At 62.0% G+C, this 12,197-nt stretch carries 13 protein-coding genes; 2 read left to right on the top strand and 11 right to left on the bottom strand.

The features are described 5' to 3' along the window. Position 1: 1 nt before the first annotated feature. Positions 2 to 1,111, bottom strand: coding sequence for an acyltransferase family protein (locus tag AC1VVM_RS12190; RefSeq protein WP_482904125.1), 1,110 nt, complete (start codon positions 1,109 to 1,111; stop codon positions 2 to 4). A 124-nt stretch (positions 1,112 to 1,235) separates the two neighbouring features. On the opposite strand from AC1VVM_RS12190, the gene AC1VVM_RS12185 reads away from it, so the two are divergent. Next, positions 1,236 to 1,505 carry a hypothetical protein gene (locus tag AC1VVM_RS12185; protein WP_132385379.1) on the top strand — a complete coding sequence of 90 codons (270 nt, stop codon included), beginning with the start codon at positions 1,236 to 1,238 and terminating at the stop codon, positions 1,503 to 1,505. A 112-nt stretch (positions 1,506 to 1,617) separates the two neighbouring features. Here AC1VVM_RS12185 and AC1VVM_RS12180 read toward each other — a convergent pair whose 3' ends face one another. From AC1VVM_RS12180 to AC1VVM_RS12135, 10 genes are all read right to left on the bottom strand, one after another. Continuing rightward, complete coding sequence (locus AC1VVM_RS12180; RefSeq protein WP_482904124.1) at positions 1,618 to 2,010, bottom strand: Dabb family protein; 393 nt, start codon at positions 2,008 to 2,010, stop codon at positions 1,618 to 1,620. 36 nt (positions 2,011 to 2,046) lie between these two features. Further along, positions 2,047 to 3,084, bottom strand: coding sequence for a LacI family DNA-binding transcriptional regulator (locus tag AC1VVM_RS12175; RefSeq protein WP_482904123.1), 1,038 nt, complete (start codon positions 3,082 to 3,084; stop codon positions 2,047 to 2,049). Between the two features lie 79 nt (positions 3,085 to 3,163). Beyond that, positions 3,164 to 4,846: a GMC family oxidoreductase gene (locus AC1VVM_RS12170; RefSeq protein ID WP_482955105.1), complete on the bottom strand. Its 1,683-nt coding sequence runs from the start codon at positions 4,844 to 4,846 to the stop codon at positions 3,164 to 3,166. A 16-nt stretch (positions 4,847 to 4,862) separates the two neighbouring features. After that, positions 4,863 to 5,702, bottom strand: a complete 840-nt coding sequence (locus tag AC1VVM_RS12165) for a sugar phosphate isomerase/epimerase family protein (protein ID WP_482955104.1) — start codon at positions 5,700 to 5,702, stop codon at positions 4,863 to 4,865. Positions 5,703 to 5,704: 2 nt separating this feature from the next. Then, positions 5,705 to 6,274 (bottom strand): gluconate 2-dehydrogenase subunit 3 family protein, encoded by a 570-nt coding sequence (locus AC1VVM_RS12160; RefSeq protein ID WP_482905096.1) that lies wholly within the window; start codon positions 6,272 to 6,274, stop codon positions 5,705 to 5,707. Continuing rightward, a complete protein-coding gene (locus tag AC1VVM_RS12155) occupies positions 6,271 to 7,098 on the bottom strand; it encodes a 3-keto-disaccharide hydrolase (RefSeq protein WP_482955103.1) in 828 nt (275 codons plus the stop codon). Before AC1VVM_RS12155 ends, AC1VVM_RS12160 begins: the two co-directional genes overlap by 4 nt. A gap of 13 nt (positions 7,099 to 7,111) precedes the next feature. Continuing rightward, entirely contained in the window at positions 7,112 to 8,032 is a 921-nt protein-coding gene (locus AC1VVM_RS12150; protein ID WP_482904119.1) for a hydroxypyruvate isomerase family protein, read from the bottom strand. Beyond that, entirely contained in the window at positions 8,029 to 9,333 is a 1,305-nt protein-coding gene (locus AC1VVM_RS12145) for an MFS transporter (protein WP_482904118.1), read from the bottom strand. The genes AC1VVM_RS12150 and AC1VVM_RS12145 overlap by 4 nt, the downstream gene beginning before the upstream one ends. Before the next feature lie 63 nt (positions 9,334 to 9,396). Then, the gene (locus AC1VVM_RS12140) at positions 9,397 to 10,440 is read right to left on the bottom strand and encodes a sugar phosphate isomerase/epimerase family protein (protein ID WP_482956346.1); all 1,044 of its coding nucleotides are present in this window, start codon (positions 10,438 to 10,440) and stop codon (positions 9,397 to 9,399) included. Positions 10,441 to 10,454: 14 nt separating this feature from the next. Next, a complete protein-coding gene (locus AC1VVM_RS12135; protein ID WP_482904117.1) occupies positions 10,455 to 10,826 on the bottom strand; it encodes a c-type cytochrome in 372 nt (123 codons plus the stop codon). A gap of 107 nt (positions 10,827 to 10,933) precedes the next feature. Between AC1VVM_RS12135 and AC1VVM_RS12130 the strand changes: the two genes are divergently transcribed. Continuing rightward, positions 10,934 to 12,103: a Gfo/Idh/MocA family protein gene (locus tag AC1VVM_RS12130; protein WP_482904116.1), complete on the top strand. Its 1,170-nt coding sequence runs from the start codon at positions 10,934 to 10,936 to the stop codon at positions 12,101 to 12,103. The last annotated feature ends 94 nt before the right edge of the window (positions 12,104 to 12,197 follow it).

The following is a 12,197-nucleotide window of genomic DNA, read 5'->3' as shown; positions in this document are numbered from 1 at the left end:
TTCAATGAGCCGGGGCGAGGCTGATACGTTCCGTTCTGCGAGCGCTTAGCCAATGCCTGACCGGCTCATCGAATGCTACCGTCGCGATCCAGCCCACCGTTAGGGAAGCGATCACAAAGGCGACAAGCCAAAGCAGACGTGCGCCAAGGTCAAGGGCAGCAGGTTGAACTGAACTGGCTATGATAAGAAGCGGGTAGTGCGTCATGTAGAGTGGATAAGACAACCGTCCTATCCTCGCCCAGTTGGGGGATGAATACCTTGCCGTCAGGGCTACGATCAAGATCGCAGGAAATGCCAAGGTTACGATTAGCAGGTCAACTACGCCGGATTTACCGGGAATGGCGAAGCACGCTGTAAGAGCAAGTGCCACAGCCCCTAAATGTAAGCCAGGCAGGATACACGGGAGTCTGCGCGTCTGTTTGAGTCGCCAAATCAGAATGCCAATGGAGAACGGCAGCAGGGTACGCGGTGCACCTGCCAGGATGTCGCATGATGAATAGCCTATCTCGAGCGTCGATGTTGAAATGATGATGAGGTAGAGATAGGTGAAGGAGACTAGCGAAATTCGCGCCCATGTACCATTTTCACATCTTACCAAGATGGCGGCGAACGATATATTCGCTAGTGTTTCGAAAAATAGAGACCAAGTGGGCGGATCTATTATCCAGATGTTGGCGCGTCCGTTCGACACGAACTTTGCTGGTAGCAAGAAGAGCTGCAAAATCACGGCTCTAATCAGTTCAGGCCATCCGATGTTGACCGTCGCGACAAGCGCGATTGTGCCCAAGACCGTGCCAAGCAGAATCATCGGATAGAGGCGTACGATCCGCGCCAAGGCGAACGCCCGCAGGCTCATGCCTCCGCGCAAGCGCTCCTGATACGAGTGGGCCATGACGAAACCGCTCAACAGGAAAAAGAAATCGACGCCCAGGAAACCGCGTGGAACCAGTACGCTGCCAAACAGGCGCCAGCCGTGCATACACATCACCACAATTGCGACGACGCCGCGAAGGCCATCCAGAGATCCATAATGATATCGCGTCTGCACTGAATGACCGATCCCTGTTGTCGTCAGATTGATGTGCTGAACACCGCGAATTTTTTGGCACACATTGGTTTATTGGCAGTTACCATGCGCTGGATCATCTCTCACGCTGCGGGATTGAATTCAGAGAGGTGCGTCGCTCGCCGCAAGGTGATAGCCTGTCGCCACCTATCAAGAGGGAGAGAACTTGATGCCGCTGATCGATAGAGCTGCGCGGGCACTGGCGAAGGCTGAACATGGTTCCGATGAATGGAATGGCCTCACTCCCGAAGATCAGGAGGTGCTGAGGCAAAATGCGTTGGCGGTTATTTCGGCGATCCGCGTTCCCTCGCCGGCCATGACCGCTGCGGGCGAGAAACTGATTGGACAGGAGCGCCGTCACGCCATCGACCACGGCGATATGCACGACGCCTGGCAGGTCATGATCGATGTGCTCTTGCAAAAGAACGTCAGCGGGTGAGCGGGAAGCCGGCCTGACGTTTTTCAATCGCTATGGGTTTGGCGAAAGTTCGTCCGTAAGCGCCAGCAGGACGACTTTCGCCTTGCGACTGCGGATTGCCGGGCTTTTGCGATTAGACGGACACAGGCTCCGGAATAATGGTCATGTCATAGACGACCACCTTCTCCCATAGATGTTCGCAGGATTTGACGAAGGCCTGATGGATCGGGTGATCCTGATAGGTTTTCTGATCTTCCGCGCTCTCGAAATACATCAGTTCCGACACGTCGAAGCTTGAATCCACGACCTCGCGTTTTTCAGTGCTCGCTGGAACGCCGATTTCCAACCGGCGGATGACCGGAATGCCCTGCAACTTACGAAGACCGGCAATGAGTTCGCCGCGGTCCGCTTGCGATCCGGGCTGCTTCAGCCAGAAAAACACGTGATGCACCAGCTTCGTGCCGGCAAGGGATGTTGCCGCCTTGACCGAGGAGGCGGCGCTGAGCGCGTCATTCGATGCTGTCATTGCCGCCGTTTCCTTTCTGCGCGTTTCCAAGGAAGATCATTGCTGAGGCACGCGCGCGATGGATGCGCGCTGGACGATGTCGTGATCGAAAATTTCGTCGCTCACACCGACCTCTGCCTTGCCGAGCGCGGCGATCAGGCACTGGGTGGCGCGAAAGGCCATATCTTCGACCGGTTGCCGCACCACCGTCAGCGGCGGCCAGATGCGCGATGCCAGAATAGTGTCGTCGAAGCCCGTGACGGTCAGATCTCCGGGCAATTGCAGTCCCATGTGATTGGCCTGCGCGACTACGCCTGCCGCCAGATCGTCGCTGCTGCAAATGATTGCGGTCGGCCGGTCCTGTCGAGACAGAAGCGTCTGCGCGGCCGCCATGCCCGATGCGTAATCGAACTCGCCGTGCTGCACGATCAGGTCGGCCTCTTCGGACAGACCGGCCTCGTGCAAAGCCGCCCGGAAGCCGCCTAGCCGCGCCGCCACCACGCTGTAGGGATCCGGGCCGGCGACATAGGCGATACGCTGGTGGCCGCTGGCAATGACCTGCCGGGTGATGGACTGCATGGCGGCGCGGTTGTCGATCCTGACCGTCGTGATATAGGGCATCGCGGTGCCGGTCGCGATGGCTGCTAGCGGGACGCCCAATGCGGAAAGAATGCCCGATCCGCCGAGCTGTTCGGCAAAGGGCGGGATGAGCAGCAAGGCATCGGCGCCGGACCGCACGAGATCCTGGGCCATGCGTTCGGCTTCTTCGCGCGTGTCGCCGTCCCCGTCGCGCAGGATCAGTTGGAGGCCATGCGCGTTGGTCGCGCGCAGCGTTCCCACCAGTACGGCATCTAGAAAAGGCGTCCGTCGGTTGCTGTAAAGAAGGCCAACCGTCGTCGCCCGCGCCTTGGCGAGGCGCCGTGCGGCCAGATTGGGGACATAGCCCAGTTCCACAATCGCGGCCTGTACGGTCGCCACGGTGGCCGCGCTGGCCCTGCCCGCCCCGTTGATGACATTCGATACGGTCATGGCCGACACTCCGGCCCGCTGCGCAACCGCGCGGATCGTTACGCCATTTTCGTTTCGTCTCGCCATCAGGTCCCCGTCTCCATAGGTTCTGATAGCGTGTTTCCAGCGCCTTCATAGCGCTGGAAACGGCGGTTCAGCCTAGAGATCAGATCGTGCCCGCTTTCATCGCTTCCACGGCGTGATCGACGGCGCGCGCGGTCAGGGCCATGAAGGTCAGCGAGGGATTGACGCAGGAAATGGAGGCCATCTGCGCTCCGTCCGTGACGAACAGGTTGGAGGCATCGTGCGCCTGACTCCACTTGTTCAGCACCGACGCGTGAGGATCGGCGCCCATGCGGGCACCACCCATTTCGTGGATGGCGTCACCCGGCACATGTTCCTTCACGCTGCTTTGGACGTTCTTCAGCCCAGCCGCGCGCAGCATCTTTTCGCCCTGTTCGCGGGCGTCCGCCATCATCCGCAATTCATTGTCGCGGAACCTGACGTTGAACTGCATCAGCGGAATGCCGAAGCGGTCGGTCTTGTTCGGGTTCAGCGCGACGTGATTATCCTCGTACGGCAGGCATTCGCCGAATGCGCCCATCTGGAATTTCCAACCGCCATAGCGGCGCATCCCTTCCTTCATCGAGGCGCCGAAGCCCACAGGTTTGGCCGGCTCCCGGTAGGCGGCGCCCTGATAGCCATAGCCGCGCCGGAACCCCAGATCCTCGTCCTTGCCGATATTGCGGAAGCGCGGGACATAGATGCCGCCGGGGCGGCGGCCATATTCGATGAATTCTTCCATTCCGGGGATGTCGCCCTTCACGCCGACGCGGAAGATATGGTCCATCACATAGCGACCCAGCGTGCCGCTCGTATCGAAATGGCTGCGCTGGCTCCCTTGCGGGCGCGAGTTCATGAGGATCTGCACCGAGCCAAGCGTCGAGGCATTCAGGAAGACGACCCGTGCGCTAACCACTTCGGCCTGACCGGTCTTGGCATCGACGAAACGGACGCCCGTGACCTTCCTGGTCGCGGGGTCGTATTCAAGATTGGTGACGACGGCATCCGATCGCAGCGTCAGCCGCCCCGTTGCGCGCGCGGCGGGCAAAGTGACCGACTGCGTCGAAAAATAGGCGCCGAAGGAGCAGCCATTGCTGCACTGGTTGCGGAACTGGCACTTGGTGCGGTTCTGCTCGGGCTTGTCCTCGGTCATGTTGGACAGGCGGGCATTGATCATCTTGCGGCCGGGGAATTCTGCCTCCAGCCGCTGCTTCATCCATTTTTCGGCGATGTTCATCGGCATCGGCGGTTGGAATTCGCTATCCGGCAGATAGTCGAGATTTTCGCGCGATCCGGACACGCCGATGTATTTCTCTACATAGCTGTACCACGGCGCGAGGTCTTCGTAACGGATCGGCCAGTCTCCCCCGATACCCTCGCGCTTGTTCGCTTCGAAATCGGCGGGGCTCCAGCGGAAACACCACCGCCCCCAGATCAGCGACTTGCCGCCGACCGCGGAGGGGCGGATCCAGTAGAACTTGCTGCCTTCGCCGTAATCGTAGGGATTGAGCCGGTCGTTATTGTAGAAGGCCTGATTGCTGGGCGTGACATAGCCGTGCTGGGCGATGAAATAGTCGCTCTCACGGAGGCCGTCGGGCATGATGTTGCGCGCGGGGACTTCATAAGCGGGCTTGCCGTCGTACGTGTAGTCCTCGCCATGCTCGACCATGTGGCCCCGGTCGAGCATCAGTACGCGCAGCCCCTTTTCCGTCAGTTCCTTCGCGGCCCAACCGCCGCTTACGCCTGAACCGATGACGATCGCATCGAACCTGTCCGTAGAAGCCATGATGATCCTCTCCCGGTCAGAAGCGCAGCGCGCTCAGCGTCTGGAAGCTTTTCGTGATGTCGGGGATGAAGGGCGCGGGCGCCTGATCGTTTTCGACATAGAAATGCTGCACGCCGGCAAGCTGGTTCAGCTTGAAGATGCTGGCGAAGTCGATCGTGCCGGCGCCAACGGCCGCCATGCTGCGGTCGGCGCGCATGTCCTTCACGTGATAGGCATAGATGCGGCCCGGCAAGCTGCGGATCAGTGCGTGAGGATCCTGCCCGGCATAGATGGCCCAGTAGAGGTCCAGCTCGAACTTCAGCAGCGCGGGATTGGTGCCCTCGATCAATCGCTCGTAGAGGCTGACGCCGTCCGGTTTGACCGTGAATTCGAAGTCGTGATTGTGGTAGGCGAAGCCCAGGCCGGCCGCCTTCAGCTTTTCGCCAATGCGGTTGATGTTGGCAATCGCTGCATCCCATGCGGGGCCATTGCGGTGCTTGTCGACCATGTAGGGCAGGACGATCGTTTGCGCGCCCAAAGTCCTGGCCATGGTGATGCTGGCGTCGAAATTGTCCAGCAGCGCGTCATAGCCGACATGGATGGACGGGCTCTTCAGGCCCAGCCGGTCCATGGTCTTGCGCAGTAGGGCATGATCCATGGTGTCATAGCCGCCACCGCCATATTCGACTTCGCGATATCCGACCTTGGCGACCTGTTCGAGCGTTCCAACCGGATCGGCAGCGAAGATTTCGCGCACAGTGTAGAGTTGCAATCCGATTTTCGAAAGCTGCGCGGCGCGGGCGAGACCGGCAAGAAAAGGCTGGCTGGCGAGCACGGCAAGGCCGCCGGCGCCCAACATCACGGAACGACGATTCATGATCATGCGGAATAGACCTTGTTGACCTGAGAATAGGGAAAGGCGCCGTTGTATTCGCTGGGTACCGGCAGATATTCGCGCTCCTGCGTGATGCCGATTTCGGACGTGTAATAGCCGACGATCACCATCTGTCTGAACGCCTTGAAGAACTCCGCGCCGCCCGGAAGCGCGTCGTTCATGGTGAGAGTCAGCAGCGCATCCTGCTGATCGGGCTTGGCCTGAACGGCGGGCAGTCCATAGTCCTGCCGGCTGCGGGCATCGATTTCGGCGAGACCGGACAGGATTGGCTCGCGGTCTTCCGCAACGGCCCAGTCCGCGAGCAGCTTTTCGATATAGGCGGGCACGCCAGCGGTGATGGCGCCGGGGGTGTCGGTCGTCGGCATGACGCGTTCGCTCAGGGCCGACATCAAGGCACGCTGATCGGGTGTAAAGACCTGAACACTGGGCGCGCCCTGGTCTATCACCGGCATTCCGGCGCCGGGCGTGACCCCTGCCGCCCGGGCCAGCGGGGCGAAAATCTGGGCACCGAACATGGCGACCATGCCGGCTAGTGCGTCTCTGCGGTCCATTATCGTGTGGCCCCTTTCAGATCTTGCGCGATGGCATCTTCCGGCAAGGGACGAACCCAGATGTTACGGAAGGACACCGGCGAGTTGTGGTCCTGCAACTGGATCGGCGCCTTGTCGCCATGCGCCTCATACTGCGCGACTTTGCGCCAGATGGTGGTGCCGAGCATGGCCTGATGGTTCTGCACCAGCACGCCGTTCAGCAGCACCGTGACATAAGCCGGGCGCGCAAGACTGCCGTCCGGGGCGAAGTGCGGGCGTTCGAAGACGATGTCGTAGCTTTGCCATTCCCCCGGCGGCCGGGACGGATTTACCAGCGGGGGTTTCCACCCGTAGACCGCGCCGACGGTTCCATCGGCATAAGTGGCGTTCTGGTAGCTATCGAGGATCTGAACCTCGTAGCGCTGCATGAACCAGATGCCGCTGTTGCCGCGATCCTGAGAGCTTTTCTGCGGCGGATTGGGCGAGCGGAACTCGAGATGGAGCTGAACATCGCCGAACTCCTGCTTCGAGATCAGATTGTTCTCACCGCCGCTTTGGGCGCGGGACGGGATCGTCATCGCGCCCTGTTCCAGCAGCCACGGACCGCGCTCGCCGTGCCATGCGTCCAGCGATGTACCGTCAAACAGGACGATGGCGTCGGACGGCGCACCGCCGGGTGTCGCGGCAGGCGTGACAACGGCCGGCGCCGGGCGACCGGGATCATGGACGTGCCATTTGCCGCCGGGGAGGATCTGTGTGTCCCTGAAGCCCGGCCTATCCTCAGCGTGGGCAAGCGTGCCGGCCATCACGCAAGCCGCCGTTACCATGCCGATGTGGATGCCCTTCATCCTCGCGCCCCCTTCATGCCTTGTCGATGGCGCGATAGGCGGCGATCAGCCGATCCTCGCCTGCCCGCCCGTCCAGCGAATTTCCGTGCTCCATGCCGATCACGCCGGCATAACCGCGCCCGCGCAGCCAGCGGGCAATATTGGCGAAGTTGATCTCGCCGGTGCCCGGCTCCTTGCGTCCGGGGTTGTCGCCGAACTGGATGTAGCCGATCTCCCCCCAGCAGGCGTCGAGCGTCGGGATCAGGTTCCCGGACTGAATCTGTTCGTGATAGAGGTCCGCCAGCACCTTGATGCCCGGGCTATTGGCGCCGCGCGCGATGGCATAGCCCTGCGCGATCGACTGCATGAAGACGCCGGGATGGTTAGTGCGCGTATTGAGCGGCTCCATCACCAGCGCCAATCCATGCGGCGCGACAATGTCTCCGGCGCGCCGCATGCAATCGATGATCCGCCCGGTCTGGATCTCCACCGGTACCTTGCGGTCCATGAAGCCGGTAACGACGGTCATGTGCTTGGCATTGAGGCGCTTGGCCACATCGATGGAGGTACGGATATCCTCCAGAAACGCACCCCGCTCGGCATCGTCGTTGCTGCCCAGAACCGGCCGGAAATCCGCCCATTTCGGCATGCTGGCAACGAAGACGCCCATGGTCATGCCACGCTGGGCAAGCGCGCGGGCCATGGCTTCCTGCTGTTCGACCGGGCGCTTGCGTGCCTCGTTATCCTCCCAGCCGCGAAACCCCTGGTCGGCCGCGTAAGCGATCTGTTCCAGCAGACCGCCCCGGCTGGCGAAACTGCCTTCATGAGGCGCGTAGCCGAGCGAGAAATGCGCGGCATTCGATCCGCCTGCGCCCTTGTCCGTGCTGATCGACAGGGCCGGAGTTGCCGCAGCAGCAAGTCCGGTGGCGATCACCGCGCGTCTGGAAAGGCTCATGCCACGCCCTCCATAACGCGCGCGGCGCGGCGGCTGGCGCGTCGTTCGGTCAGCCAGATCGCGCCGAACACGAAGAGCAGGGTCAAGGGAACGAACGTCAGCCGCGCGAAGGATTGGGAGGCGGCGGCATCTTCCACGGCGTGCAGCGCGGAACCGCTCAGCTGCGTGAAGGCTTCCGGACCGCCCGCAATCTCGACTTTCGCCTGATCGAACATTTCACCGAGGCGAGGCAGAACAAAGAAGCTTGCCAGAGCGCCGGCCGAACCGACCAGTCCCAACGCCCAGGAGTCCCCGCGCGGATAGCGTTCGGCGACGGAGGCCAGCATCGTCGGCCACATGGCGCAGACGCCGAGGCCCCAGACGGTCGATGCAAGGATCGCGGAAACGGGCGACTGGGCCTGCGACAGCAGGAACAGGCCGATCGCGGCAAGCAGGCTCGAAACCCAGAGCAGCCCCGGATTGGACAGGCGGCCGGCAATCCGCCCGGCGAAATGGCGGAAGACGAACATCAGCGCGCTGACATAGACCAGCAGCAATATGCCGCGCATGCCGACGCGATTGCTGAGTGCAACATCGATCCACTGACCCGGTGCCAGTTCCGAGGATGCGGTAAGGAACATGGCGCCGAACCAGACGAAGAAGCTGGGGCGGCGCACCACTTCCAGCATCATGTCCTTCATGGCCCGCTCACCCGCCATTTTGGGTGGTTCGGGAAACCGGGTGGTCGCCGCGATCACGATGACGCAGACGGCGGGCAGGAACACCAGTGCCATGATCGCCTGCCACGGCAGCAGCGGCGCCAGGAATACGCCCGCAAGGCCGCCGACGATCAGCCCCCCGGGATACCATGCGTGGAGCACATTCAGGCGATGCGTGGTGTCCTCGGGATAGAGACGCGCGGTGAGCGGGTTGATCGACGCTTCGGCAAAGCCCCAGCCGATGCCGCTCAGCAGCATGCCCAGCCACACCAGATGATAGACGGCCATGCCGGTGGCGAAGGCCCCTGCCCCCACGATCAGCGTCGTGCCAATCAGGAAAGCGACGCCGCAGCCGATCAATATTCGGCGGATACCCACCCGATCGAGCAGCGCGCTGACGACGAAGACCGTGATCGCAAAACCCAGAAAAGCCGCGCCCAGAGCCGCGCCGATCAATTCGCCCGCAGCGATCGGCGCGATGGGATCGATCCATTGCGCCTTCAGGCTGCTCGCCACTGCCGCGCGCAAGGATGCGCTCATCGATGCCGTGAAGAGCGCCAGAACGCTCAGCCAAAACAGCCTCTGCCGGTTTACGCCCGTCATGCCCCGTTCCTCTGCCCAGTGCCCCGTTCAATGTTTTTTATCGGGGTCGAGTCTGCTTTGCCGTCAGGTTAGTCCCAACCAGCGCTTGTTGTTGGCGGGGTCACCGCCGCCTGCAAAATCGTCGAAGGCCCGTTCCGGCCGGCGGATCATGTGTGCCGCAATGAAGGGCGCACCTTCGCGCGCGCCGTCCTCAGGATGCTTCAGGCAGCATTCCCATTCCAGCACCGCCCAGCCGTCATAGCCATACTGCGTCAGGCGCGAGAAAATGCCGGTGAAGTCGATCTGGCCATCACCCAACGAACGGAAGCGGCCCGGCCGGTCGATCCAGTCGGCGTAACCGCCATAGACGCCCGCCCGCCCGGTGGGATTGAACTCCGCATCCTTCACATGGAACATCTTGATGCGGTCATGATAGATGTCGATGAACTGGAGATAGTCCATCGCCTGAAGCACGAAGTGGCTTGGATCATAGAGAATATTGGCGCGCGAATGGCCGCCTACCGCGTCGAGAAAGCGTTCGAACGTCAGGCCGTCATGCAGATCCTCGCCTGGATGCAATTCGTAGCAGAGATCGATGCCCTGCTCGTCGAACGCATCCAGAATAGGCCGCCACCGGCGCCCCAGTTCTGTGAAGGCCTCTTCCACCAGACCGGCAGGCCGCTGCGGCCAAGGGTAGAAGTATGGCCACGCCAGAGCGCCCGAAAAGGTCGCGTGCGCGGTCAGCCCCAGTCGCCGGCTTGCCTTGGCCGCCAGTTTCAGTTGATCGACCGCCCATGCCTGCCGTTCGGCGGGTTTGCCGCGCAATTCGGGAGGCGCAAAATTGTCGAACGCCGCATCGTAAGCGGGGTGAACCGCTACCAACTGCCCCTGCAAATGGGTCGACAGTTCGGAAATCTCGACGCCCGCCTCGCGGCAACGCCCGGCCAGTTCGTCGCAATAGTCCTGGCTTTCCGCCGCCAGCGCCAGATCCATGCAGCGCGGATCGTTACTGGGCACCTGAATGCCCTTGTAACCGGCCTGCGCCATCCAGCGTGCGGCGTTGTCCAGTGTGTCGAACGGCGCCGTGTCGCTCATGAACTGGGCCAGGAAGATCGCGGGACCGCGCATGGCCTGTCGCGCCTTCACTTCAGGCTTTTGAGATAGGCGATGATCGCCGCGCGCTTGGCTGGATCCGGCGTGGAAATCGGCATGCGCGTACCGGGAACCTTCTTCGACGGCGCGGTCAGAAAATCATCCAGGCTCTGATCGTCCCAACGCAGTTTGGAACCCCGGAGAGCCGGCGAATAGCCGAAGCCGGGAAGCGATGCCGCCGGACGACCCACGACACCATGCAGATTTGGGCCAATGCCGCTCTTTCCGTCGCTCTCCACGCTGTGGCAGGCACGGCACGCGTTAAAGGCCGAAGGCGCTGTTTGGGCCATGACCGGCGCGGCAAACAGCATCGCCGCGACTGCGGCAACCGGTGTCAGGCTGAGGTTTGCTGTCATGCGCATCCTCGACTCTCCGTCTTATTTATTGTTGCCTAACGTTTACCGGTAAATCATATCAGATCAAGGCCAGAATTATGGGGCTGGGACAAAGCGAAAAAAGGAGGAGAGAGGTGAGCACACGGACCTTGCGTCTGGCCATGGCCGGAGGCGGAGAAGGCGCTTTTATCGGTGCTATCCACCGCGCGGCAGCCGCACTCGACGGACGCTGGCGGCTTGTCGCCGGCACGTTCAGCAGCGATCCCGAGCGCAATCGTCGCTCCGGCGAAACGCTGGGGATCGAACCTGCCCGGACATATGACTCGCTCGACGCATTGCTTGCAGCGGAATCTGCTTTGCCGGTCGGGGAACGCGTCGACGCCATATCCATCGTGACGCCGAACCATCTTCACGCCCCCATGGCGATCGCCGCGCTGGACGCAGGGTTTCACGTGTTTTGCGAAAAGCCGATGGCGCTCGATCTGGAAGAGTCCCGCCTGATCGCGCAGGCGGCGGCGCGATCAGGCCGTCATTTTGGCCTGGCCTTTACCTATAGCGGCTATCCCTTGGTGGAAGAAGCACGCCTGCGCGTGGCGCGGGGAGACTTCGGCAAGATCCGGCTGGTGCAGGTCGAATATTCGCAGGGCTGGCTCAGTCAGGCGATCGACAGGGAAGGCAACAAGCAGGCGGAGTGGCGCACGGACCCCGCCCGCGCCGGATTGGGTGGATGCCTTGGCGATATCGGCACCCACGCCTTCCATCTGGCGGAACATGTCTCGGGCCTGCATGTCCGGGAACTCTGCGCGGACCTGACGACTCACGTTCCGGAACGGCGGCTGGACGACGATGTTAGTGTCCTGCTTCGTCTGGACGGCGGCGCGCGCGGAACGCTGAAGGCAACGCAAGTCGCGGCGGGGGACGAGAACGGCCTGAAACTGCGCATTCACGGCGAACGCGGCGGTCTGGAATGGGCGCAGATGGAGCCCAATACGCTGACCTTGCGCTGGCTGGACCGCCCGGCCGAAACGCTTCGGGCCGGCGGGCCGGGTCTGGCGGAATCCACCCTCCTCCGGTTGCGCACACCCGCCGGACATCCCGAGGGCTATATCGAAGCGTTCGCCAACCTCTACTGCGCTTTCGCCGCCCGAATATCGAACAGCGCGGCAGTGCCGGGGGTGGATGACTGGTTCCCATCGATCGAGGCGGGGCTCAGGACCATGGCTTTCGTCGAAAGCGTGATCGCCAATTCCGCGTCCGAGGAGAAATGGACGGAACTTGCGGTCGGGCCTCTCCCATCGGGCTGACCGGCTTCGGTCAGGCGATGCCGCGTCAATCAGCCTCATTTTCGGTCGCGGATGTCACTTTGAGCGGGCAATTCATGCACTGTGCGCACAATCG

The sequence above is a fragment of the Novosphingobium sp. BL-S-33 genome, assembly GCF_056857025.1.
The sequence above is the reverse complement of the archived record's forward strand: the minus strand, read 5'-3'. Positions and strand labels throughout refer to the sequence as shown.

Coding starts and splice junctions, on each gene's coding strand:
- AC1VVM_RS12185 (WP_132385379.1), top strand. CDS start 1,236: ATGCCGCTGATCGATAGAGCTGCGCGGGCACTGGCGAAGGCTGAACAT.
- AC1VVM_RS12170 (WP_482955105.1), bottom strand. CDS start 4,846: ATGGCTTCTACGGACAGGTTCGATGCGATCGTCATCGGTTCAGGCGTA.
- AC1VVM_RS12155 (WP_482955103.1), bottom strand. CDS start 7,098: ATGAAGGGCATCCACATCGGCATGGTAACGGCGGCTTGCGTGATGGCC.
- AC1VVM_RS12145 (WP_482904118.1), bottom strand. CDS start 9,333: ATGACGGGCGTAAACCGGCAGAGGCTGTTTTGGCTGAGCGTTCTGGCG.
- AC1VVM_RS12140 (WP_482956346.1), bottom strand. CDS start 10,440: ATGCGCGGTCCCGCGATCTTCCTGGCCCAGTTCATGAGCGACACGGCG.
- AC1VVM_RS12165 (WP_482955104.1), bottom strand. CDS start 5,702: ATGAATCGTCGTTCCGTGATGTTGGGCGCCGGCGGCCTTGCCGTGCTC.
- AC1VVM_RS12135 (WP_482904117.1), bottom strand. CDS start 10,826: ATGCGCATGACAGCAAACCTCAGCCTGACACCGGTTGCCGCAGTCGCG.
- AC1VVM_RS12150 (WP_482904119.1), bottom strand. CDS start 8,032: ATGAGCCTTTCCAGACGCGCGGTGATCGCCACCGGACTTGCTGCTGCG.
- AC1VVM_RS12180 (WP_482904124.1), bottom strand. CDS start 2,010: ATGACAGCATCGAATGACGCGCTCAGCGCCGCCTCCTCGGTCAAGGCG.
- AC1VVM_RS12175 (WP_482904123.1), bottom strand. CDS start 3,084: ATGGCGAGACGAAACGAAAATGGCGTAACGATCCGCGCGGTTGCGCAG.